17 protein-coding genes are annotated in these 22,768 nt (G+C 59.0%); 13 read left to right on the top strand and 4 right to left on the bottom strand.

Annotated features, from left to right (window positions below):
- Positions 1 to 6 precede the first annotated feature (6 nt).
- A complete protein-coding gene (locus EV147_RS19065; RefSeq protein ID WP_130392986.1) occupies positions 7 to 714 on the bottom strand; it encodes a VirB8/TrbF family protein in 708 nt (235 codons plus the stop codon).
- 459 nt (positions 715 to 1,173) lie between these two features.
- Between EV147_RS19065 and EV147_RS19070 the strand changes: the two genes are divergently transcribed.
- From EV147_RS19070 to EV147_RS19130, 13 genes are all read left to right on the top strand, one after another.
- Positions 1,174 to 2,223 carry a CpaF family protein gene (locus tag EV147_RS19070; protein WP_130392817.1) on the top strand — a complete coding sequence of 350 codons (1,050 nt, stop codon included), beginning with the start codon at positions 1,174 to 1,176 and terminating at the stop codon, positions 2,221 to 2,223.
- 22 nt (positions 2,224 to 2,245) lie between these two features.
- On the top strand, positions 2,246 to 2,593 hold the full coding sequence (locus tag EV147_RS19075) for a TrbC/VirB2 family protein (RefSeq protein ID WP_130392818.1): 348 nt from the start codon (positions 2,246 to 2,248) through the stop codon (positions 2,591 to 2,593).
- 1 nt (position 2,594) lies between these two features.
- Positions 2,595 to 2,924 (top strand): conjugal transfer protein, encoded by a 330-nt coding sequence (locus EV147_RS19080; protein WP_130392819.1) that lies wholly within the window; start codon positions 2,595 to 2,597, stop codon positions 2,922 to 2,924.
- Positions 2,918 to 5,374: a VirB4 family type IV secretion system protein gene (locus EV147_RS19085; protein WP_130392820.1), complete on the top strand. Its 2,457-nt coding sequence runs from the start codon at positions 2,918 to 2,920 to the stop codon at positions 5,372 to 5,374. The genes EV147_RS19080 and EV147_RS19085 overlap by 7 nt, the downstream gene beginning before the upstream one ends.
- Before the next feature lie 15 nt (positions 5,375 to 5,389).
- On the top strand, positions 5,390 to 6,148 hold the full coding sequence (locus tag EV147_RS19090; RefSeq protein WP_130392821.1) for a conjugal transfer protein TrbJ: 759 nt from the start codon (positions 5,390 to 5,392) through the stop codon (positions 6,146 to 6,148).
- A gap of 9 nt (positions 6,149 to 6,157) precedes the next feature.
- Positions 6,158 to 7,213 carry a type IV secretion system protein gene (locus EV147_RS19095; protein ID WP_235844828.1) on the top strand — a complete coding sequence of 352 codons (1,056 nt, stop codon included), beginning with the start codon at positions 6,158 to 6,160 and terminating at the stop codon, positions 7,211 to 7,213.
- Positions 7,210 to 8,412 (top strand): TraI domain-containing protein, encoded by a 1,203-nt coding sequence (locus tag EV147_RS19100; RefSeq protein ID WP_130392822.1) that lies wholly within the window; start codon positions 7,210 to 7,212, stop codon positions 8,410 to 8,412. Before EV147_RS19095 ends, EV147_RS19100 begins: the two co-directional genes overlap by 4 nt.
- Positions 8,412 to 10,277: a conjugative transfer system coupling protein TraD gene (gene traD / locus EV147_RS19105; protein WP_130392988.1), complete on the top strand. Its 1,866-nt coding sequence runs from the start codon at positions 8,412 to 8,414 to the stop codon at positions 10,275 to 10,277. Before EV147_RS19100 ends, traD begins: the two co-directional genes overlap by 1 nt.
- A gap of 6 nt (positions 10,278 to 10,283) precedes the next feature.
- Positions 10,284 to 10,790, top strand: coding sequence for a hypothetical protein (locus tag EV147_RS19110; protein WP_130392823.1), 507 nt, complete (start codon positions 10,284 to 10,286; stop codon positions 10,788 to 10,790).
- Positions 10,765 to 11,061, top strand: coding sequence for a hypothetical protein (locus EV147_RS19115; protein ID WP_130392824.1), 297 nt, complete (start codon positions 10,765 to 10,767; stop codon positions 11,059 to 11,061). Before EV147_RS19110 ends, EV147_RS19115 begins: the two co-directional genes overlap by 26 nt.
- Positions 11,062 to 11,064: 3 nt before the next feature.
- Complete coding sequence (locus tag EV147_RS19120) at positions 11,065 to 11,682, top strand: DUF4400 domain-containing protein (RefSeq protein ID WP_130392825.1); 618 nt, start codon at positions 11,065 to 11,067, stop codon at positions 11,680 to 11,682.
- Positions 11,683 to 11,737: 55 nt separating this feature from the next.
- Positions 11,738 to 12,574: an ATPase gene (locus EV147_RS19125; RefSeq protein ID WP_130392826.1), complete on the top strand. Its 837-nt coding sequence runs from the start codon at positions 11,738 to 11,740 to the stop codon at positions 12,572 to 12,574.
- Between the two features lie 256 nt (positions 12,575 to 12,830).
- Positions 12,831 to 14,558: an ATP-dependent helicase gene (locus EV147_RS19130; RefSeq protein ID WP_130392827.1), complete on the top strand. Its 1,728-nt coding sequence runs from the start codon at positions 12,831 to 12,833 to the stop codon at positions 14,556 to 14,558.
- Positions 14,559 to 14,647: 89 nt separating this feature from the next.
- On the opposite strand, the gene EV147_RS19135 is transcribed toward EV147_RS19130, so the two are convergent.
- The 3 genes from EV147_RS19135 to EV147_RS19145 form a co-directional block, all read right to left on the bottom strand.
- On the bottom strand, positions 14,648 to 15,955 hold the full coding sequence (locus EV147_RS19135; RefSeq protein WP_130392828.1) for a replication initiation protein: 1,308 nt from the start codon (positions 15,953 to 15,955) through the stop codon (positions 14,648 to 14,650).
- A 954-nt stretch (positions 15,956 to 16,909) separates the two neighbouring features.
- A complete protein-coding gene (locus EV147_RS19140; protein WP_130392829.1) occupies positions 16,910 to 17,965 on the bottom strand; it encodes a ParB/RepB/Spo0J family partition protein in 1,056 nt (351 codons plus the stop codon).
- Complete coding sequence (locus tag EV147_RS19145) at positions 17,965 to 18,678, bottom strand: ParA family protein (RefSeq protein WP_130392830.1); 714 nt, start codon at positions 18,676 to 18,678, stop codon at positions 17,965 to 17,967. Before EV147_RS19145 ends, EV147_RS19140 begins: the two co-directional genes overlap by 1 nt.
- Between the last annotated feature and the right edge of the window lie 4,090 nt (positions 18,679 to 22,768).

A 22,768-nucleotide genomic window follows, 5' to 3' on the forward strand; every position in this document is an offset into this window, starting at 1 on the left:
CGACGATCAAGCCGCGGATTTCTGAATGCTGAAGAAGATGGGGTACACCCCGAACGGATTGGTACCGAGAACAGCTTCCTTGTCTGCAGGCTTGGTCTGGTACCGGAAGGTGATCGTGAAGCGCTGCTTGCGCGGCTTATAGCCGTCTTCGGTCGTCGTGGTGACGAATTCGACCACCACCGTGCTGTCCGGCAGGCTCGCGATGTTGATGAACTTCGGCTCGCGGGTGAGGTTCGGCGAGGCCATGACCTGGCGGAACGGCTCATCCTCCTGCACCCAGGCGTTGAACTGGTCCTTGGCGGCCCCCAGCATCTGCTCCCGCACCGAGCGGAGGTTCGCCGCCATGCGGGAGGATTCGATCTGCGGCGTGAGAATGGGCTCGATGGTGAACCAGCGCTGTACCAGATCCTTGAGCGCAGCCTGAACCTGCCGCTCGTCGGGACGGAAGGCGTCGAGCTCGCGGGTAATGGGCTTGCCGGTTACGTCGGACGAGACGCCGACGACCTTTACGACAGACGGCGGGGGCTCGCGCGTCAGAATGGCCGCCACGGCAATCGCCCCCAGGCCGACCGTTGTCAGCTTCCAATGATTGCGATCCACGGTGATACGCGTGGTGCGGTCAAAGATGGCTTGCTCCGGACTCTCATTGCCATACATCCCCGGCGCTACGGTCAGGGGCTTGGCTTTGTCGGCGGACTTGCGAAAGAAGGGCATGCTGTGGCGGTCCATTTGGATGCCGCCCATTGAATCAGCGATTTGCCTTGCGATCGCGGCGAAAGCTATGCCATTTTGCGGAGCTTTCCATTTTTCTGATCCGCGGGCCTCTTCGCCGGCACTCCACCGCCATCGGACGTGGCTCATCGGATCGCCACGCGGAGCTGGCTGAGGCAATCTCGACAGGTTGCGAGCGGTTATGACCTCACGCATCCTTGTGACGTCCCATTGCCACCGACCAACGACAGCCCCATATCACCGTCGTAGAGCCAGAGCTGGGAGGGCACCAAAACGCGAAAGCTCAGGTTTTGACCGTGCGATTCGTTGTTTTTGATAGGAACATGTTCCCACTTCCTGGCGCGCAAAGATCACAGGTGGCGCAAACTTTCTCGAAAGCTCATGAAAATCGCATAGCTTTCACTCCCTTCATCCCGCGCTCGCCCGCCAACAATAGCGGGCATGGAAACGCCCACCACCAACCACCCTCTCCTGCAGCTGACGCAGCTCGCCGACAGCGCGGTCTCGATGTTTTTCGAGTCGCTGTCTCCGCTGCAAGACGTCATTCATGCGGCGGACGTGGCCGAGGTCATGATCAATCGGCACGACAGTATCTGGGTGGAACGCCGGGGCGTGCTGTCCAAGCTCGATATCGTGCTCGACCCGATGAAGCTGGAAGGCGCGGTGCGCTCGCTCGCCTCGTCGGTGGAGAAGTCGGCGGTGCGAGGCACCTCGCAAGGCATCATCAACGCTGGCCACAAGGGTCTGCGGATTGCGGCCGTCATGCAGCCCACTGCTATCGACGGGCACGCGCTTAGCATCCGACGTCACCGGGAAACGAACCTTTCGCTCGAGGACTACGCCAAGGCGGGCGCCTTCTCCCTGCGCAACGCGACCACCCAGGCGGAGGAGCCCATTTTTCTTGGCAACGAGGAAGACGAATCTCTGGTGCGCGCGCTCGAGCAGTTGATGGTTCGCCGCAAGAACATCATCGTCGCCGGCGGCACGTCCTCCGGCAAGACCACTTTCCTCAATGCGCTCGCCGGGCGCGTCCCGACCGGGGACCGGGTCCTGACCATCGAGGACACGATGGAGCTCAAGCTGGCCGTACCCAACTTGGTGCGACTGCTCTCCAACAAGGACAAGGGCGTGACGACCCAACACCTTGTCGCCCTGGCCCTGCGCTTCCGACCCGACCGCATTTTCGTGGGCGAGGTCCGCTTTGGCGAGGCGTTCGACATGCTGCAGGCGCTGAACACCGGCCACGACGGCGGCATGGCGTCGCTGCACGCCAGCAGTGCCCGCTCCGCCCTGTCTCGCCTGGAAAGCATGGCGCTGCTCGGCATCCCGCCCGGATCGGGCTGGAAGCTCGATGACATGCGCAAACTCATCGCCGATTGCATCCACTACGTCGTGCATATGAAGCGCACCGGCGAGATGCGCCACGTCTCGGAAATCATCGAGATCAAGGGCTTCACCAACGGCGACTACGACATCAAACGCGTTTTTTAACCACCCGGGAGTTTCCCCTCAAATGACTGTCACCCTCAACCACCGTGTCCGCGCTACGGCGCGCAAGTATGCCCCGTCCGCCCTCCTGCTGGTCGGCATGATGGCTGTGGCCACTTCCGCTGCTGCCGCAGACGATGCCTTTCTCAACAATCTGGGCAATTTCATCTGCGGCATCGCCACCTTCATCAACACGAAGTATCTCTTCGTCGTCGGCCTGATCGTCATCGTGCTGGGCGCATACGCCTACGCGAACGCCGAGTCGTCGCTTTCCAAGTTCATCTCGGGCGCCTGCGTGGGCGTCGGCCTGGCCGCGGCCGCCCCCTCCATCCTCAAGTCGCTGGGCCTGATCGCCTCCTGCACCGGGTTCTGACATGCGCAAGCACCACGTGAGCATCGGCTTGTCCATGCCGCGCCTGATCGCAGGCGCCGTACGGGGCCTTGCGATCGCAAACGGCACGATTGTCGCCCTGCTGATCTACGTCACTTATCGAAGCGGCTGGCAGATCCCCGCGGCCGTCTTTGTGTACGGCCTGTGCAGTCATGCCTTGCTGGCGTGGCTGACCAGCCGTGATCCGTGGTGGAACCAGATCCTCAACGTCTACAACCAGTACGGCGACCTGTACGAGTCGCTACCGTGGCACGGAAAGTCTCACGCGGTATTCCGCCGGCCCTACGGATTCGACAGCGACCTGCCATGCTGAAACTGAAGCGACGCCCGCTGGCGGAGATCACACCGTGGCTGACCTCGATCACGCCGGAACTGATCCTTAACAAGGACGGTTCGCTGCTTGCGACCTACGAGTTTCGAGGCGTGGATGCGGACAGCGCGGATGCGAGCGATATCACCTCCGCACGCGACCAGCTCGATCAGGCGTGTCGCTCCTTCGACAACCGCATCACGGCATGGTGGCGGCTGACGCACCGGCGTACCAAGGGGTACGTGGAGGGCGAGTTCAGCAACGCAACGGATGCGCGGCTCGACGCCCTGAACCGGGCGCACATGACCACGGGCCGGTATTACCGGAACGCCCATTCACTGAACATCGCCTACACGCCGGAGACCGGCGTCGCCAAATTCTTCGAAAAGATCGGCCACCACATGACCGTGGGCGGCAAGCCGATCTTCGCGGCGCTGCTGGAGGCCACCAAGGACACCGTCCTCGCACGTAGCGCCTTCGCATTCGACATGGAAAAGATCCGCTCGGATACGCGACGCTTCGAAGCGATGCTGGACGCCTTCACCGGCGGCATTCCGCGCATCAAGCCGACGCGTCTGGCAATGCAGGAAAGCTACGCGGCGTTGCATCAGGCCGCCAATCCAAGCGTTCCCAAGCGGCGCATCCGCTTCCCGGTCACGATGCTCGACACCCACTTGAGCGAATCCGAGATTACGGTCGGGTCCGAGCGGCTGCTGTTCGAGTCCGCGCACGGCAAGCGCTATGCCGCGGTAGTGGCGGTCAAAGAATGGATGAGCTTCCAGGAGGCTGCGCTCGACAGCCTGCTGCAGGTCGATGCCGAGTTGGACATCTGCATCATGTACCGCTTTCTGGACACGGCCCGCGCCACCGCTTACATCGAGAAAGTTCGCCGCTTCTACAAGATGGCTGCCGTCAATCTTCGGTCGATGGTCCAGCAGTACGTCTCGAAGGAAGAGAACGAGAACGACGAGGGCCGGGAGGAACTGGCCAAAGAAGCCGGCAAGGCGCTCAAGCGCTTGACCGCAGAGGGCGTGCAGCACGGCTTCGCCAACATCTCGATCGTCATCTACGCCGACACGGAAGCAGAGGTGGAAGACGCGGTGAGCGAGGTGGTCGGGACGCTGACCAACGCCGGTTTCGGGGCGATTCGGGAAAAAACGAACCTGATGGCGGCCTGGAACAGCACCCTCCCCGGCCGCTGGGATCGACAGCGGCGCCTCCAGTTCGTGGAGACCCCTGCAGTGTCCGATATCGCCCCGGTTCGCTCGGTCCTGGAAGGCCCGATCCGGAACGCATGGCTTTCCGAGAAGACCGGGACCGAGGTGCCGCCGCTCACCTGCCTGCCGACGCGCCACCGCACGGGGCAGCGGGTCGATATGCACCAGCCGGGCGGCAATGGCCACCTGTTCGTCATTGGCCCCATCGGCGCGGGCAAGTCGGTGATGCTGAACTTCCTGGTTTCGCAGGCCGACCGGCACAAAGCCCGCCGCATCCGCTTCGACAAGGATCGCTCTACGCGTATCCCCACGCTCCTGAGCGGCGGCGCATTCATCGACGTGACGGGCAAGTTCCAGGCGAGCACGCCCGTCAATCCGCTTTCGCTGCTCGCCGACCCGGGCAGCTTCACCTACGTCACCGAATGGCTGACGCTGGCGCTCGAGGACGACGATTTCTCGCTGGCTCCGCAGCAGAAGCAGGACATGTTCGAGGCGGTGAAGCTGCTCGCCAGCTACCCGCGCGAGCGGTGGACCCTCAGCGCGCTCTCCACCATGCTCCACGCCGATCTGCGCGAGCGGCTGCAGATCTGGCTCGTGGGCGGCCAGTACGGGCACTTCTTCGACCACATTGAAGATGCTTTTGCGGTGAGCGACAACCTTTGCATCGAGTGCGGCGAGCTTTTCCAGAAGTTTCCCCGCGCAGCCGCGCTATTCACGGACTACGCGTTCTACCGGATCAGCCAGTCGATGGACGGCATCCGCTACACGGTGATCGAGGTCGAGGAATGCGGGTTCTTCTTCCAGAACGAGCGCTTCTACAAGCGCTTCGAGGACTGGATCACCACCATTCGGAAGCTCAATGGCTCGATCTGGGCGGCCACGCAGTCTCTGCGGCAGATCGCCCGTGTGGCGAACTTCGAGATTCTGAAGGAAAACATCGCGAACTGGATCTACCTGCCGAACAGCCAGGCCAAGACAACGCCCGACCTCTACAAGGAAAAGTTTGGCTTGACGGACGACCAGGTCCAGATGATTTCCGACGCGGTCCCCAACCGTGACTACCTCTGGATCACCAACGTGCAGACGCGAATGCTCCAGACGGCCTTCAACGACGAGATGGTGTCGATGCTCCGCTCCGACGGGGTCGCGCAGTCCATCTGTGACCAACACTACGCGTCGGGCGAGCCCGACTGGCAGGACCGCTATGTGCGCGAAATGCTCGCGCGCGCAGCCTAAACAGGGAGATAGAAAGTGAAGAAGTGGATTGCCAACCTCGCAGTCGCCGCGTCCGTCCTCGGCGCCGCCCCCGCTCACGCCGCCCTGCCGGTCACCGACTGGGTGGGCCTCGTGCAGACCACGATCTCGGCGCTGCAGTCCATCAAGTCCGAGGTGTACGAAAACACCAACATCGTCTACCAGTACCAGATGATGGCGAATCAGCTGCTGCAGGCCACGGGACTCGATCCGGAGGCCATCATGGAGCAGTTCAACAGCATCAAGGACGAGATTGGCAAATACGAGGTCTATGGCACCACGCTCAAGGACCTGTATGGCACCGTGGCCGATAACGCCGACTACCTGAAGAAGATTCAGAGCATGGTCGTGTCCTCGGGCAAGACCAAGGAACAGTGGTTCGAAGATCAGCGCTCGCTGCTGACCAATGGCGACAAGACCGCGAAGGCGCTGTTCAGCCTGGGCGAGCAGATCTTCAAGAACACGCAATCGGTCGCCAAGCGTCGCGAGAAGATTCAGTCGCAGATCAAGCTTTCACCGACGGCACAGGCGGCCGCGCAGACGACGAATCAGATGCTCGATGTGCTCGCCAGTCAGAACTCCGACCTGCTGCAACTGATGAGCGTGCGGGCACAGGCCGATGCCGACCGCGACCAACAGACCGTGGCCAAGGAGACGCAGAGCGCCGACGCGATGCGCTCGATGGCCGGCGTGCAGGACGAGGAGTTGAAGAACCTGCGCGCCCGCGTCTTCTCGCGCAAGCTTCAGGCTAACTGAGCGGTGGAAATGATGCGGATCGCCCGTTTTATCCTCCTGCTGCTGACAGCTCTGGTGTTGCACTCGCCAGGTGCATTCGCGCAAGCTTCCGGCCCTGCAACGGGGACTGAGACGGCACAACCATCGCCGGCCGAGGGTCAAGGCCAAACGGGTCTTTTCGCTCAGCCGGGGTCGATCGGAGAGTCGCTCAAGAGCTGGCTCAATCAGTTCGAATCGTTCCGAACCGGTCTGATCGGCGGTGCGACAACGTTAAGTCGGTCTCTCACGTCAGAAGCCGACAAGATCGCCTTTGGTCTCGCGGTGGTGACGTTGACGCTCGCGGGCATCCGCTTTGCCGCCACCTCGGACCCCGTCTCCGCCTGGACAGAGGTGTTCGAGACGCTGTTGATGCTCGGCATCTTCGCTTCGCTCTACACCGGCTACGACAAGTTCGGGCCCGGCATCTACGAGTATTTCCAAAAATTGGCCGACAAGGTTGCGGGCACACAAGCGATGACGCCGGCGATGACGTTGGCTTCCGTCGGTGCCGGCTTCATTGACTCGTACCTGGAATCGATGAAGGCGGCAAGCGGGATTAGCGATGTGCTGAAGATTCTCTTTGCCGGGATTCTTCTGGTGGCAGCGTTTGTCCTGTGCGCCATTGCATCGATGCTCTACACCTTCTTCATTGCCTTGGGCGAGATTGCCGCAGCCATTGGAATCGTCATCGGTCCCATCGCCGTGGCGCTGGGGTTCTCGGACTACAGCCGTCGGTACTTCACTTCTTGGCTCGACTTCATGATCGGCGCCTCGATGTACTCGGTCGTCGCGGCCATCATGGCTCGCCTTGTCTCTAGCGCGCTGGTATCGACACTCTCGGAGCAGCAGAGCGTCGGCACCGCCACCCTTTCCGGGGCAGCTTACGCCATGAGCGTTGCATTGTTCATGATTCTGGTCGCTTTCGAGCTGCCCAAGATTGCCGGCGCAATCTTTGGTTCGGGCGGTGGCATCAGCGGTGGCGGCGTCATGCGGGTCGGCCTGAAGGCCGCCGGCGGAATCGGCAAGTTCCTCGCCAAGAGCAAATGAGCACGCATACCCATCATCCCCTGACGGCTACCGAACTGCTCTCGGTGCATGCGAGCCGCATTGCGCTGATCCGGCAATACGCCAACGAAACATCTGCGCAGGCGTTCGACGCGAAGTGGCTCAGCGTCCTGACCCGGTGTGCGGACTGGTTCTCGACCATGCCTCTGCGTCCTGTCGAGCATGCCGAGCCGGGCGGAGCCTTCCGGGCAACGATCGAAGCCGCCTACTTCGCCATGCGGCTCTCCGGCGCGCAAAAGTTTGGCGCGGACCTGCCGTCCGAGCGTCGCCGGGCGCTCGAGCCGCAATACCTCTACGCGCTGTTCCTCGCCGCCTGCTGCTCGCGGCTGGACGAACCCTGCCGGCACTTCCAGTTCCATCGCGACAGTGATGGCGCCGAATGGATCCCTGCTGCCCATGGTCCGTTCGGTGCGTGGCTCGGTGCCAGCACCTATCGGGTATCGCGACGAGAAGCCGCTCAACCGCTCGAGCGCATGCGTACCGCGCTGCTTGCCCGCGAGATCCTTGGCAGCGACCGGCTGAGCGCCTTCGATAGCCAGGTTCTCACTGACCTCTTTGGTGCCATCAATCCCGATCCGCGGCCGACTGGGTTGGAGTCGCTGTTGCACAAGGTTGTCCGCCAAGCGATCGATACCCTGACCCAGTTCGAGGTCAAGGCACGCAAGGCCGAGTTTGCAGCTGATACAACGCCCGCTCCAAAAGCCGAGATGTTGGAAAAGGCGGTTGGCCAGCCGACGAATGCGGCGGCCGCCCCCGCAGCCCCCGTTACCGCGCCTGCATTGGATGCGCAAACGCAGGCGACAGACCCCAAAGAACCCAGCAATGGCGCTCCCCAGGTCGGCATCGCAACCTCACGCGACGTGGTGCAGCTCGACGGCGCCCGTTCCCTGCGTAAGGAGCCTGCCGCCGACGATCCCTTCAAGTCGTTGGCGGGGACGTCGAACCTGATGCGCGAGTTCTTCAAGGCGCTGGCCCAGGACGTGGCCGCCGGCAAGGCGAAGATCAGCCGTATCGACGGCAAGGTCGCGATCAGCAAGCGCATGCTCGGAAACTATGGCCTCGCTTCGGACACTTTGGTCGAGCATCTGCGCAAAGGCAAGCACCTCTACAAAGTCGACGGTCAGAGCATTTTGTTGGTCGATGAGGTGGGCAGCCTGATCGCGCCGGAGGCCACGGCATGATGAACCACTACGTCAATCATTTCCGGCCGATCTACGAGTTCCGCGCCGCCATCGGCTGGATCCTGGCAGGGCTGCTGATACTGGTGAGCGGCATGCCGCACGCCGGCTGCTTCTCGCTTTTGTGCCTGGGCGCCCTGCTCTTTCGCTCTGCGCAGGTTTGGCGCGCACTCAAGTTCAGGCTGGCCATTTCGACGAAATGGCTGACCGTCGTCAAGATTGACGGTCTGCTCGAGGCGAGCCGGCGCTTGCGCTCGCCGGACAAGGATGCGGACGCGATGTACCTCGGGACGGGCTACGAATGGACCCAGAAGCATTGTCAGCTCGCGCACGACATTCTCCGCATGCCCTCGACGGACATTCCGGGCTTGCCCAAGTGGCTCCCGACCAAGACCGTCCGCGCAATCGAGAAGGCATTTTCGCCGGCTGGCAGCATTACCGACCGTTCTCCCCAGGGCAAGCCGTGGATTGCTGGTCTCGAAGCCAAGAAGCGGCCGGTCCCCTTCCACTACAAGGCCATGGGCGGTCACACCTCGATCAGTGGTACGACCGGATCGGGCAAGACGCGCACTTTTGAACTGATTTCCACCCAAGTGATTCATAACAAAAGTGATGTTTTGATCATTTTGGACCCCAAGAACGATCCCGATTGGGTTGCAAGATGCAAGCGAGAGTGCGAACGCACCGGTCGAAAGTTCCTGTATTGGAAACAGGCGGCCCCGTCACAATCGATCCGCCTGAACCCGCTCGAGAACTGGTCGCAGCCGTCGGAAATCCCAACGCGCATTGCGCAACTGATGGAAGAAGGTCCGTTCCGCCAGTTCGCATTCCTGTTCATCGACCGCTCGGTCAAGGGCGAGCTATACGTGGGCGACAAGCCGAACCTACGCTCGATCCTGCAGTATGCGCAGAACGGGATCAACAATCTGCTCGAGCGAGCCCTTCAACGCTTCTTTCCCGAAGCCGGCATGGCCGACTGGGATGCGGAAGTCGCTGGATACATGCAGCAGGTCGGCCAACGGGCTGGGGGAACGCGGCTGGACGCCATGGCGCGCCTATACATCGAACGCTTCGCGAATGTCGGGCGCGGACATGAATCGATCGATGGCTTGATCTCGACGTTCCAGCACGACCGGGATCACTACGGCCGGATCATTGCGTCCGCCCTGCCCCTTCTGCAGATGCTGGCAACGGGCGAAACCGGCCTGATGCTCGCGCCCAAGGCGGACGATTTCGACGACGACCGCGAGATCTGGGATATCGACAAGGTCATCAAGCAGAAGGCGGTGCTGTTCGTCGGCGCGGATTCGCTCTCCAACTCGATGGTCGCGCAGGCTGTCATGTCGATGCTGCTCGCCGACATCGCGTCGGTCGCTGGCGCCATCTACAACTTCTACGCCAAGCCGCCCGAGATCGTGCTCGTGGTCGATGAGGCCGCGGAGGCGATTAACGAGCAGCTGCTGCAGTTGCTCAATAAGGGCCGCGGCGCTGGCTTCAAGGCGTTCATTGCCTACCAGACGCGGTCTGACTTCACGGCCAAACTCGGAAACGTGGCCAAAATGCAGCAGGTTTTGGGCAATTTGAACAACCAGATGGTCTTACGCTTGGAAGACATCGACACAGCCCAATGGTTTGCCGAAAAGGCTGGAACGACGGCGATCCGGAACCTGGTGATCTCCAGCAGCACGAGCACTGGCACGGAAGCCCACGTGGGCGAGTTCAGCGGCTCGGTCTCCCGCTCGGCTCAGCTCGAGAAGGTTCCCTTGATTCCGCATGACCTGGTCATGCAACTGCCGAACCTCCAGTACTTCCTGCGAATCTCCGGTGGCGCCGTCTACCAAGGTCGTATTCCAATCATTCAGGACTAACCATCCATGCGCAGCAGCCTGTTCCGCGAAGTTATCAAGCAACACAATCTGTCGGCGAAGCTCTCGCCCGTGTTCACCCTTTCCCCCGACCTCGACGAGATCTGCGCACGCGTGGTCGACTACGTGGGGGCCAACTTCCGCGTTCGTGATGAACCGCTCGTCAAGGAGATGCTGACCGACGGGATCGCCGCCTGGCGTGCCGCCCGCAAGCACGGCGATCCGAGTGTCGCGTTTATGAAGGGACTCTTTTCACGCGCGCATGACCTCTACACCAAGCGCTATGCCGCCTTCAAGGGCGAGAAATACAACGTCTGGTATCCGTTCCACGAGTCGATCCCTGCGTTCGAGCAGCGGCAACTAGCCGGCTATATCTGTCAGGTCGTGGACGAGCCCGTCCCAGGAGAGATTTCCCAACGATGCGCGGCATTCCAGTTGGCTGCTCGGGTACTCACCGGCTACGCCTTCACCCGCTACTTCGAGAACTACGATGTCGCTGGAAACTTTGCACACTGACGCGCGCCGTGCTGCGCTCTTGCTCCGCCGTGTTCCCGCTCACTTGGCCGCCCGCTTGTGCGGCGTCGATTCGGCACTCGCGCTTGCCATGCAGGAATGGCTGACAGCACCGCCTGAGCCTGACGCCAAAGTGCCTGAAGCATTCACGCACGGCGTCGGGACGGCGTGCTTCGCTCTGGTGAAGATCTCCGTGACCAGGCCGCTGGTCTTTTGGGCCGGCTTGGCAGCGATTCCAAGCTTTCCCATCTTGCTGGCGCTACGTTGGATCTGACATATGGCCGGTAGTCGATTCGCTTCCCACGTCCGTCTGTGGCTCATCATTTCCCCATTGATGATCTGCACGCTCGCGCCATTCATCCAAGATAAGGCAGCGTTCGAGATCAGCGAAGCCGAGCAGGCTTCGGCCGAGCGCGTCCTGGGCCCGCAGGAGGCGGGGAATGCTGTCTCGCTGGCGAACACTCGCTTCCATGACTGGTTCATCGCGTCCGGTGCGGTGAAGGCATCGTTCTCCGGCTCCGACTCGCCTACTGCGTTCTCCGATGGCGGCGCGGCAGAATTGGGGCGCGAATGGATGCAGCATTTCTGGCTAACGATCTACCGAGCGCTATATCGCGCCGCGGTCGCACATCACTGGCTCTTCGGCGCGGCGGTGCTTGTCGTGGCCGTCTTCAACGATGGCTCCGTCTCTCGGAAAATTCGCGCGGCCAGCGCCGGATTTGCAAATCCCGTGTCCTTCCACGTGGCCGCCCACGGCCTGATGCTCAGCTTTGGCATCGGCGCATCTGCGCTGCTGCTGCCATTTTCCTTGTTCGCCAACTGGTGGACGTATGTCGTCTGCCTGGTGGGCCTGCTCTGCTGGCGCCTCGCGGCGTCGTTCCATGTCGGCAAATAGGCCGGCCACCCCACTTATGACGAGGTCACAAACGGCCTCCCCCAATGGAGAAATCATGACCACGACCGACCTGATCCCCGCTGACGAAGGCATCCCGGATGCTACGGACGCCCCGGCTGCTGCGGCCCCGACGACGCTCGGCACCATTGATAGCACGGGCGATGTCGAGCACGAGCTCAACGAAATGGAGGCTTCGGCCGACGCACTGCGCAGCGAAGGGTTGATCTCGAACGCCGACCACGAACAGCGCAAGGCCGAAGTCGAGCGTACGCGCAAGCTGTTCCGCGAACTGCAACCGGAGCAACGCCAGGCCATCATCCGCCGGCGCCGCGAGCTGGGGATGCAGATCCTGGATCGCGAACTGGCCGGTGCCGCGGTGGTGTCCGTCGCACTGAAGCTGAATCACACTCGCCTGCGCCCGCTTTTCGAGCAATGGTGGCCGTACATGAACCGGATGTCGTTGAACCTGCAACGCTTCGGCCAGAACACCTTCACTCGCGCCGAGCTGTCCACGCTCGAAACGTTTCTGGAACGAGAGCTCTCCAAGCTCGAAGACTACGTAGACGAGCAAGTGCGTGTCGCCAAAGCATATCGTGAACAACGCGAGGCCGAAATGCGAGCCGCCGGGGAAATCGTCTTCGCGCCCACGATCCAGCGTCCGTCACTCTCGCTTGAGGTCCAGGCTTACTCGCGATTCGCCGTACGCGCACTGCAGGTCCTGATCAAGTTCGACCAGACAATGGATCAGTTCGACTTCATGGTTTGGAACGGCATCCGGGACCAGAGCGACGTGAATGAAGAAGTGTCGCGCTTCCTGCGCAAGTTCCAGCCGCTTGGCCTGCGCAGCTATACCACGCATCTGAAATTGATGACGACTGTGCGAGGCATCTAGTCGTCGCGCAGTTGTAGTGGCATCAGGTCCGCCCTGCCGAGCCCTGTTCGGTCTTGATGCCACTAGGTGGCACATTGATTTAACCCCTGCTCAATCGTGGTCCTAGTGGGTCGGGCCATGTCCGTCGCAATGGCACATTGTGGCAGATGCACCGAGGGACACTCGTGGCAATTGCTGCCACGTGCTGGCACCTGGGCCCTCGCGACGGGACCACGTTTGAACGTCCTAGCCAAACGGCTGCATCTGATCCAGTGCTATGTCCCTCGCCGAAGCCCTCGCAAAACTGAATCCCTCGCAACGTGAGGTGGTGGAATGCCGCGAACACTGCGTTGCCGTCGCGGTGCCCGGGGCCGGAAAGACGGCGACGATCGCAGCCAAGGCTGCCTTGCTCCTCAGCGATCCGATCAAGACTGTCGGAGCTGTCACCTTCAGCAAGGATGCTGCAATCGAGCTGCGCGACCGAATCTTGGCGCTGGCGGGTCCATCGGCGAAGAAGCGTCTAATCGCCGGCACCTTCCATTCATTGGCCTACAAGCAGCTATCCTTTGCCGCGAACAAGAGACCGGACATCGCGACCGAAGGCGAGCGCGCGGCAATCGTGCTTCAGCTGTTACAGGAAATGGCCCTTGAGTGGAAACTGGAAGATGCGGTGTCGGCGATCGAGAGATGTAAAACGCAGCTAAGCAATCCGTCCGCCGACACGGTCGAAGGCCGACTCTATGCCGGGTATCAGCAAGCTCTTGAGCGCAATGGTCGGCTTGATTTTCAGGACCTCATGCGCCACGCCGTCCTTGGGATGCGTGACGGTACTATCAAACCATTCGCAGTGGATGCGTTGTTGGTTGATGAATTCCAGGATTCGGATCACTTACAGACCGAGTGGACCAGCATACATGCACGCGCCGGCGCTGCAACTGTCGTGGTGGCCGACGACGATCAGACCATCTTTTGCTTCCGCTCTGCATTGGGCAAAACAGGAATTGACGCATTCGTAAGGGAGTTCGAGGCACGTCAAATCGTGCTCGGGATCAACTATCGCTCGCACTCGGAGATTCTCTCGGTTGCCGGCAAGGTCATCCGCAACAACCGGGACCGAATAGTGAAGGAGCTTACGGCGTTCAAAGGACCAGGAGGTGAGGTTCGGTTCCTTCGGCATGATGATGAGTACAAGGAAGCGGTTGCAGCGGTGGAAGCTATGGCGACTGGGATCCGCGCCGGCGAAAGCGCCGCCATACTGGCTCGTACAAACCGAATTTTAGACCCGGTCGAGGCGGTATGCCGATCCCAGGGCGTCAAGTATCACCGCGCCGCGGGCCGCTCAATTCTTGATCGGCCAGAGTCCGCTCTTTTTGGAAACCTTCTTGAGCTTGTAGAGCATGCCGGAACGGCTGGTCTCGACTCCGTCCTCGGATTCGCAGGAATCGGGATGGTCGATCTGCAGGTCATTCAGGGGATCAATGCACCATCGATGATCCCCTTGCGTTTGACAAAGAAGGAACTGCTCTCAGCCGGCCTCGGCGAGGATGCCGCAATCAAGTACTTCGATCTGAACAAACGCTTGACCGAGTGGCGATCCCTTTGCGCGCGAACCTTCCATGCACTGGTGCTGGATGGTGTTCACGAGTGGATGCTGAAGTGGGCTAGTAGCGATCAAGGAAAAAGATCGATCAACACCACCTACGATGTACTGTCGCGCCTTCATGGACAGTTTTCCGACAGATTGGACTTTCTCAGGCGCAAGAACAACGAAGCCGCGGCCGACGCGATAGTCCTCACTACCTTCCACTCGTCGAAGGGCCTGGAATGGGATCGCACCGCACTCATCAGGTTGGAAGAATCGGTCATTCCAGACGATGGAAGTACAGAAACGGAAGAGCGAAGGCTTTTCTACGTTGCGGCCACTCGTGCTCGACGGATCATGATTCTGTCGACCGCCAGGAAAAATCCAACATCCCGCTTCCTAATCGAAGCCGGTCTCGCATAGGAGTCCGACCGACGTGGTCCAGCGTCGGGTAGCTATCTGCATTGAGTACCGCAACGCCTCGATAGCAATTCCAGTCGTCGATGGTTAGCTTATGCCGCCACCTTTCCTGTCAGAACGTACGAGAGGATGTCCTCCGGCGTTGGTGCACCCCACGTTTCATTGGCCAACCATGTGTAGAAGCTCGTCTGAGCAAGCTTAGAAGGCCGCTTATTGGCGGCAAGCTTCAGATCAACGGCCACACACTGCTCGTTGTACCGCTCTATCAAGGAAGTTTGTTCCTCCGCGGCGAGCTCGGCAAAGTACTCTTGCACTACCGGCAACCGCGCGGCAATGTATTTTTCCATTGCCTCAGCGGCAGACTTGGCTTTTGGTACCGAGTTTTCCGACTTATCTTCCGCAGCTTCCTCCGGTTCCATGCCTCGTCCCCACGACTCCGCAAGGGTCTTCCGAAAGTAAGCCGGGACATTCTCGATGGCTGGAGCATTCTTCTTCGTCAGCCGTGCACGGACGTAGGCCAGCGCATCCCGCAAGGAGCCGTGATTGTGAGTCTTTGCAAGCTTTCGCGCCTCACTGGCCGGAAGACCTAACTTGATCATCGCCTGTACCAACTCACCTCCTGCAGCGTCCTCCTGAACCGCCTGTTCCTTCCGGCTAATCTTGAACTGGAGGTCTGACACAGACCTTCCGACCTTGTGTTCAATCAGCTCCAAGTTATGGTCAGAAAGGTCACATATCTCAGCAATGCACGGGTTCAGCACCGCTCGCTTGAAGATCTTGTATTCCTTGTATTTAGTCTCGCTCTCTTCCCGCCCCAAGATCAGATTGCGAAACACAGGCAGTGGGATACGAGCCGTGATACCAACACGCTCATACCGAACAGTGTTCTCCCAGAGGGCTAGCGAATGAGCTCTACGGAATAGCTTTGCGATCCGCATATCGATCATCGCGTAACGCTCGGGGTTTAGCAGTTCCTCCCTGATTTGGGGAGCGAAGGAATAAGAAAGTAGCGAGCCCGTTATCTTCGCGCCGGCCAAGAGCGTCGACCCCGTCCATGTCGCTGTCCCATCGCTGTTCAACTGGTCCCAATCGACGACTGTTCTCATCAGGGACTTTGCAGTTTCCTTGATGTAGCCGGTGTCTTTAGTGGTCAACGCCAGATTGGCCATCATCTCCGGGATGGATATCTGGAAGGTGTCCGTGGAGCCGGCTTGGCCGAGACGGTGCTCGATCGCATTCTTGATAAGAGCGTTGAAGAGGCGGCGCTGCTGCAGAGTGAGCGCTCCCCCTACCGGCGACACGTGAATGGCTTGAACGGCCTTCTTGAACGGCTCGGGCACCTCGGGCTGCTGGAACAGTGCAATCTGGGACCCTTTGGGCGGCGCCTTCGGTCTTGGCATGTCGGTTTCCGAACTCTCGAATGGTGAAATCTTAGTCGTGTATCGTTCACCTATCAAGCGGAAGTGCGGTTTTCCAACGGTTGCCGCTCATCGCGAATTCCTTTGGAATCAGACCGCTGTAGCACGCTGTGCAAGTACATTCGCCCCAAATTGATTCACCAATAAGGATTGAAAGAGACCTAAATTTGTTCACCTTTCGCCGGCGACCATCAAAAGGGGGGCTTCCCGGGTGGTCATTTGAGGGGCTGCAGGGAGGGAAAGGTGAAGGGGAATGGGGAGTCGAGGCCAGTGCCAGGGGGAAAACACGCAAAGTCAGCAGCGGTCCTCAAATACGTTCACCTCTGGCACCCCAATAACGTTCACCTGCAGGCCATCCGCGACAGGAAGTGAGTGCACACCGACCAATTTTCACCCAAAACTGTTCACCTTTGGCATCCCCAACAAAGTTCACCTACGTGGTCTGGCGTGGGTTTCAAGGCGCTGTGCCCTTCGGGGTCCCCAAATCAATTCACCTATCGGATTCCCCAAACTTCTTCACCTTTGCCAACGGAAGCGGTCTCCCTGCAGTCCTGCGCCCCAAATCTCTTCACCTCAACAGGCCCCAATACCTTTCACCTGCGAGATTGGGATAGGCGCCCCAAGGTTCTTCACCTATTCCCCAAATCCCCAACCCTTTCCCCTCATCGGCGTTCACCTATTCCCCAAATCCACTGCCCCTTTGCCCCACTACAGTTCACCATATCCCCATAGGATTTCACCTCTAGAGGAGAAAATCCTTTCAATACAAGGAGTTACAGAGGCTAAAGGTTTACTAAAGGGTTTACAGTGTTTACTAAAGCACTTAAACAGCAAGTGTCTTCAGAGTTACACCAAAACCAAGGTGAACGGCGTTGGGAAACAGGCGGTGATGAAGAGCAATCTGCTCGAAGGTGCTCTCAATATTCCGCGGGTCCTTCATTCCACCAGTGCTTTCGCTTCTCCTGAAGCAAACTTCATCTTCAGTTCTTCTACGAGCGCCTGGCGCTTGGCCGGGTCTTGCAACAAAATCTCAAACGTCACCTTTCCCGAGTCCCAATCCTTGAGCACGCCTAGCGGCGTTCCATCTGGCCCGAGAAGCTTGTGTTGCCGTGATGTCTCCTTCTGCTTACGCGCGGGCTTATTCTCATAGCGAGCTCTGGCCTCTTCGACATCGCGACACACGGCCACCTCATCCTTGACCCTGGTCGCCATAGCCGCAGCAACTGTGGTCCCCGCTACTCGCTCAAGAAGGGAAAGCTGATACAAGGTCGACAGCGCGAAGGGCTCTGGCCGCTCTTTCACGATTTCCAAGATGCCGTCCGAAAGCTTCAGAATCGACATGGTCTTGTTGACGTTCGGCAAAGACATGCCAGTGGCTTCTGAAATCGCGGATTCGCTCGGATAGATGCCTTCATCCATAAGCGACTTCCAGGCGAGCGCGTTATCCAAGGCGGACTGCTGCTCTCTCTCCGCGTTCTCTTTATAAGAGATCTGATACAGCTGTTGGTCCGTGAGGTCCGGATGAATCATCAGTTTCATCCGGGTCTTGCCCGCGGCCTTAAGAGCACGAAGTCGATAATGACCGCCCGCGAGTACTCGACGCCCCTTTCTGATCGTCGCCAATCCGGGGACGAGCTGACCGTCTGCTCTGATCTCTCCCGCCAGTTCGTGTACACGCTCCGGTCGATAGAGGCGTCTGGCGTTGTAGGGGTTCTCGTCAATAAGCTCGATGTCGATTTCTTCGAAAAACGGCTCCTTACTTCCTGAGCGTGCCAATTCTCCGACACCGAGGTTTGCGACGCCCGCCTGAGTCGCTGACGCGGCCGCCGGGACAGCGTCACCATCGACCGGTTCCTGGGGTCGCTTCTCGGCAAAACCGTTCGGCTGGCGTTCCACCAGCGCCTGTGCACGGGCAAATCGATCTGCCGGAGGAGCCGCGGAGAGAGCTTTAGCAGCTTGGTCCCGCATTTGTTCGAGTCGACTTTTTGCCATCAAACCACCTCCTCTTTGTTCTTAGCACCCTTTGATCGGCCAGATTTTTTCTCGACTACGAAGCCGAGGTTTTTGAGTACGACGTCCGCCAACGCCTCTACCTCCTTCACTGCGGCAGAAGCCCCCGCTACACCGTGGACACTGAGCCCAAACATCTGAGATTCACCATATGCGTTACGTTGCTGAAGTCCTGTATCGAGCAATGGGATCTCTAGATCGTCTTGCAATATTTCAGTACAGGCCTTGAAGACATTCCCCCGCCGCGACATCGACGGGACACAGTAGGTCAGTAGATCGGGATTTTCCGTCTTCGCGCGTCGTGCGAGCTCTTTCGCCTCGCGGCTGGCCCACACGTTGTCCATCAGCGGAATAACGGGGATCAAGGCGATATCGGAAATGTTCAGAGCCGCCCAAGGAATCGATGACTCGATTGCGGGGGGACAGTCGATGAAAATGAAGTCATAGTTCTCCGCACGCTTTTCAATCTCTCCCAGCATCCTTTCGCGCAGAGGAGCCAAGCTGACCACCTCCGCGGGGAATGACCTGTCCTTTCCCCCTTGGCCTGCCCAGATCGTGCTTGTGCCCTGCTTGTCCATATCCACCAGCAGAGTGCGGAACCCTCGAAGTGCTAAAGACGCCGACAACTGCATACACGTCATGGTTTTGCCGCATCCGCCCTTCTGATTGAAGACAGTAATAATCCGCGCAGACATATATTTCCCCCACAATATAATTGTTTAACACAATATCACGAAAGACGGCTGAAAAGGCCGATATGATGTGATAGATCAAAAAACGTGTTCGTCCAAGAGGAAGATACCTCCATCTTTAGATCACGTTAGGGAGGTGTGCTGCTTCAACCCGACACCCCCTATGGACCCATATAGGTTGAGTTGCCAGGAGCCTGCCTGTAAGCAGCTCTGCCTTTCAACGTGAAAGACAAGGCCCCAAACTTGGATTGGGGATCAAGTAACACTGTCTCCGTATCTGCTATTACCTTCTCGGCCCCACACCAGGCGCTGCTACTTTCATGCATGAAAGTGGCCTCAGCCCGTTTTGGAGAAGCGAAAACGGCTTCTCGTTCAAAAAAATGAACGGGGCGGTACTAGGCGGCGTCTGCCGGACGGGCGCACGATTGACTTTCAAGCTTGAAAGTCAATCGATGAGCGGTCACTGGCTCCAAGAAGGGCGGGGAGCGGATAACCTTAGAAGAGCTATTCCGCGATCGCGCGAAGCATCGAAAATCGGCCTACGTTCCGGTTCAGAACACGCGAAATTACATTCGCAGTTCCGCCAGCTCAGCGGGAAAATCGGCCACAACATTCATACATGCCGAGCTAGCGATGCCGCGTTCGCTGTTGCGACCATAGGCGCTGCCGCATGTTCGGTAATCCGACGCGGTACATTTTGCAGGGGCGGAAGCAACCTTGGGACACCTGCCGGTGCTAACACCCCCATGCCAGCGCAGAGCTGGCGCGCATGGTACGGGTCTGGGCCCGACGCTACAAACGACGGGCGCTTCGCGCTGGAGTGCACTGGACGCCTGTATGGTGCCGGCAGCCGAACGGAAGTCTCTAGGCTTAGATGCAAATTGCGCGGGAGCACGGTGAATTTCCCTATACGACTACGGGGAGGCCGAATCGTCTGACTCCCAACCGTACTTCCGACCACACCGGAGGAAGATGGTGTGCGCACATTGCGCAGATCGTTCAGAAGTGATGAAGACTACGACTTCTCTAGCTCGATGTTAGGGCGCCCAAGACCCCGTACCCGCTTTCGTTCGCACCTGGCACTTTCATGCTTGAAAGCTATATGTCCGACGCTCGTGCACTAACGTGCTTTTGTCCTCTGTGGCGATGTGGCGCACTTTCAAGCCTGAAAGTCAGGGAAGAAGGTCCCGGAGGTAGATGGCACCACGTGAACTTTACCGCTACGAACATAATTCATCTTGGGACAAAATCACTGCCCTGGGCTTCTGCGCAGTCCAAGGTTTCCAGATCTAGTGTGGCTGACTTCCATCCCAGAACCAGCCATATATTGGGCAGGCTCTTGTTCGTCACGAGTAGGTCACGTGCAACCTTGCGAGTTCCCGAGATTGGGCGTTAGGCCCCCTATGGGGGGCGTAGGTCCTAGCCGTACCCTCGTGCGATTCAGTTCCTCCGGAAGAGATGGCCCGAAAGAATTGGAGGTAACAGAGCGACACGTTGCGTCACATTGACGCACTTTCAACCTTGAAAGTGGCCATTGCAAGTCGGCAAACCTTAGTTAGGAAAATGCAATCCCTGTCTTACTCAAGCGGAACGAAGGGCTTTCTGCACTGCGAGTACACCCCTACTTTAGGCCCACCGCTCCCTGATTACATCTCCGTTCTAGATGGTGACGCCGTTTTTGAGGTCGAATAACGCTCCGGATGAATATGCTCCTAAATCGGCAGTAGCCGACGAGGGAGAAACCTTTAATGCACTTTGAGAGCCATTTCACCGCGGTTGCCCAATTGTGCGGCCCGCCGCATTTTCGAGGTTGCAATTACAACCCGTGACGCGTATTCGCTAGGTATCGTTTCGGAGCGCCCCCTCCTGTCGCTGAGAGCGCGTTGTCCCTCAGCGACAGGAGGTGTTACGCAACTCCTTGTGCGAGTGCTCTTTTAGGCATATAAATTCGGATCACGTCCCCATCTAGAACCGTCGCGCGTTCCCAAAGGGAGAACGCAACCGCGTACGGCGGGCGCTAGGACTGTCTCGTGCCCGCTCTACGACGCCACTTCGGGCCAGGTGGGAATCGGTGCGCCTCAGAGGTAACCCATTGATTCTGCGGTGGAAATGCCACACTCACAAACGATCCGGAGACTTTTGCTGACCGAAATGCAATGTAAATTATTTCGGGATGTCCAAAGGCGTGCCGCGATGATGAAGGGCAGGGGTTGTAGGCAACTGATGGTTTTGAAGAGGTAAAGCTCGAGGAATGTCGTGCAGCTTTTGAGGACTCGGGTGCCGTCACAGCCGTGATATCTCCACAAGACACAAAAGTTAGGTCATGGAAATTCGCTGGTGGCAAGCCTTTACCTGTTGATAGCCGTTGGGGGACCGCAGGCCGGAAGTTTTTTGACGCTCTGTTGCTGCAAGGGGGTATTAAATCCCGATTCGTGAGAAAGGATGCCTCGCGGGGCTGTCTCAAAAGCGATCTCATCAACGCCGGCGCCCAGTAGGTTGACAAAGAAGCTGTCACGGACGAAAACCTCGTAACTAGTCGCAATCCCGACGACCTCCCCGCCTTCATTCGCGCAGCGTTAGCCGCATTGAGAGATCTGCCGCCGCAATCCGGTGGTACGGACTTGTTGGCGTGCAATCCGGTCGTGGGGGCAATTTCCATACATGCAGGGCAACGGACCCAACAATGGGGGCTCCGTCATCTGACCTACTGCGGCTGCTCCTGGCTAGCTGCATTGGTAATCTCGACGCTCTAGCGCTTAAGAGAAAAAACTAACATCCCCTTTTCGAAAGACTTCATGACATCAGATCCCGTAACGCGATAACGTTCACGACTGCACCCGAGTACAGAACGCCCTAAGGGCGGGGAAAACATGCGATGACACAGGCCGAGTCTCGATCTTCTAAGCTCACACACTTGACGTTGATTTCCGCTGCGCATGTGCGAGAAGCCGCGGACGATCTTACTGCGTTCCCCGAGAGGCGCAGTCACTCGAGAATGTACGGGGTCAACGTCGGGACCGATTGGTTCACGCCCCGGGACCTCTTGCGCGCGGCTAGCGTCCGGGCCGGGCTATCTGTGTCCGAAGCCTTATTGGGTCAGTACGAAAAGGCGTGGCGAAGGCGATTGGACGAACTCGGTTTTCCAATCCAACCCCGAAGCATCGGTTCGCCTCGTTTTTTGGACGGAGATGAAACAGCTGACAACTCGTTACTACGCCCACTAGCGAGACCGGATCGCACTCAGGCCAAGGATATCTACGCGGCTGCAGATGATTGGGCCCGAGGTGCCGCGATGCCAAAATACGGCTCGAACTCGCGATACTTTGTCTGGATTGCGCGTCGCGTGGATGGCTACCTTGAGCCTTTCCCGCCCAAAGCAATCATTGGGCTTGCTTCGCTTCATTCCGGGCAGCGCCCTTTAAGGCCAAAAGACTTCAGCTTTGTCATCGGGGGTCCGTGGCACTCGCGTTTAGTCGAACTCGGCTTCGAAGTTCGGTCTACAAAAGATCCGATGCCAGCAGCGCCTTACGGTGTACCTTGCCACGGAGGAGCGAAGAGTGGTTGTGCGCAGCCTCGCCCAGAACCTTGCCGGTGGGAGGATTGGACGCAGAGTACGGTTGGAGTCGGCCCACCCCCTTCACTCTTTGAGGACTTGCTCGCCATCCACGGTGGTCGCTGCCAGGTTACAGGTCTCGCGGCTCGGCCGCTTCTATGCGCCGTACCGATACAAACGATGACGACATGCGCATGTGACGTTTCTTCAAGAGTGGACGCCTGGCTACTACTCTCAGCCAACGTCGCGGTCCTATACAGGTCTGGCCATCTCGCTTTTCGTTGCAACGGTGAAGTCTGGATGTCGGAGGAGGTGCGTAAGGTACGAATGCGCCTGGGAATCAAGCTCGGCACGCGAATCGCAGTATCGAACGCGCAGCGCGCCTTACTTGAACAGCATTATCACCAGGCTATTGCCAACTGCAACACAAAGATAGTCGAACGAAAGTCCAAAAGAACCGATGATGACCGACCCTACGCTGACTCATAATCCGTGCGATCTCGTCGCCATTCTACTTCGCAATCATGGCATACACGAAGG

The organism is Cupriavidus agavae (genome assembly GCF_004217045.1).
In the GTDB taxonomy this organism is placed as follows: Bacteria; Pseudomonadota; Gammaproteobacteria; order Burkholderiales; family Burkholderiaceae; genus Cupriavidus; species Cupriavidus agavae.

Excerpts from the sequence above, each read along its gene's own strand:
- EV147_RS19065 (WP_130392986.1), bottom strand. The coding sequence starts at position 714 with ATGCCCTTCTTTCGCAAGTCCGCCGACAAAGCCAAGCCCCTGACCGTA.
- EV147_RS19070 (WP_130392817.1), top strand. The coding sequence starts at position 1,174 with ATGGAAACGCCCACCACCAACCACCCTCTCCTGCAGCTGACGCAGCTC.
- EV147_RS19075 (WP_130392818.1), top strand. The coding sequence starts at position 2,246 with ATGACTGTCACCCTCAACCACCGTGTCCGCGCTACGGCGCGCAAGTAT.
- EV147_RS19080 (WP_130392819.1), top strand. The coding sequence starts at position 2,595 with ATGCGCAAGCACCACGTGAGCATCGGCTTGTCCATGCCGCGCCTGATC.
- EV147_RS19085 (WP_130392820.1), top strand. The coding sequence starts at position 2,918 with ATGCTGAAACTGAAGCGACGCCCGCTGGCGGAGATCACACCGTGGCTG.
- EV147_RS19095 (WP_235844828.1), top strand. The coding sequence starts at position 6,158 with ATGATGCGGATCGCCCGTTTTATCCTCCTGCTGCTGACAGCTCTGGTG.
- EV147_RS19100 (WP_130392822.1), top strand. The coding sequence starts at position 7,210 with ATGAGCACGCATACCCATCATCCCCTGACGGCTACCGAACTGCTCTCG.
- traD (WP_130392988.1), top strand. The coding sequence starts at position 8,412 with ATGAACCACTACGTCAATCATTTCCGGCCGATCTACGAGTTCCGCGCC.
- EV147_RS19110 (WP_130392823.1), top strand. The coding sequence starts at position 10,284 with ATGCGCAGCAGCCTGTTCCGCGAAGTTATCAAGCAACACAATCTGTCG.
- EV147_RS19115 (WP_130392824.1), top strand. The coding sequence starts at position 10,765 with ATGTCGCTGGAAACTTTGCACACTGACGCGCGCCGTGCTGCGCTCTTG.
- EV147_RS19120 (WP_130392825.1), top strand. The coding sequence starts at position 11,065 with ATGGCCGGTAGTCGATTCGCTTCCCACGTCCGTCTGTGGCTCATCATT.
- EV147_RS19125 (WP_130392826.1), top strand. The coding sequence starts at position 11,738 with ATGACCACGACCGACCTGATCCCCGCTGACGAAGGCATCCCGGATGCT.
- EV147_RS19130 (WP_130392827.1), top strand. The coding sequence starts at position 12,831 with ATGTCCCTCGCCGAAGCCCTCGCAAAACTGAATCCCTCGCAACGTGAG.
- EV147_RS19135 (WP_130392828.1), bottom strand. The coding sequence starts at position 15,955 with ATGCCAAGACCGAAGGCGCCGCCCAAAGGGTCCCAGATTGCACTGTTC.
- EV147_RS19140 (WP_130392829.1), bottom strand. The coding sequence starts at position 17,965 with ATGGCAAAAAGTCGACTCGAACAAATGCGGGACCAAGCTGCTAAAGCT.
- EV147_RS19145 (WP_130392830.1), bottom strand. The coding sequence starts at position 18,678 with ATGTCTGCGCGGATTATTACTGTCTTCAATCAGAAGGGCGGATGCGGC.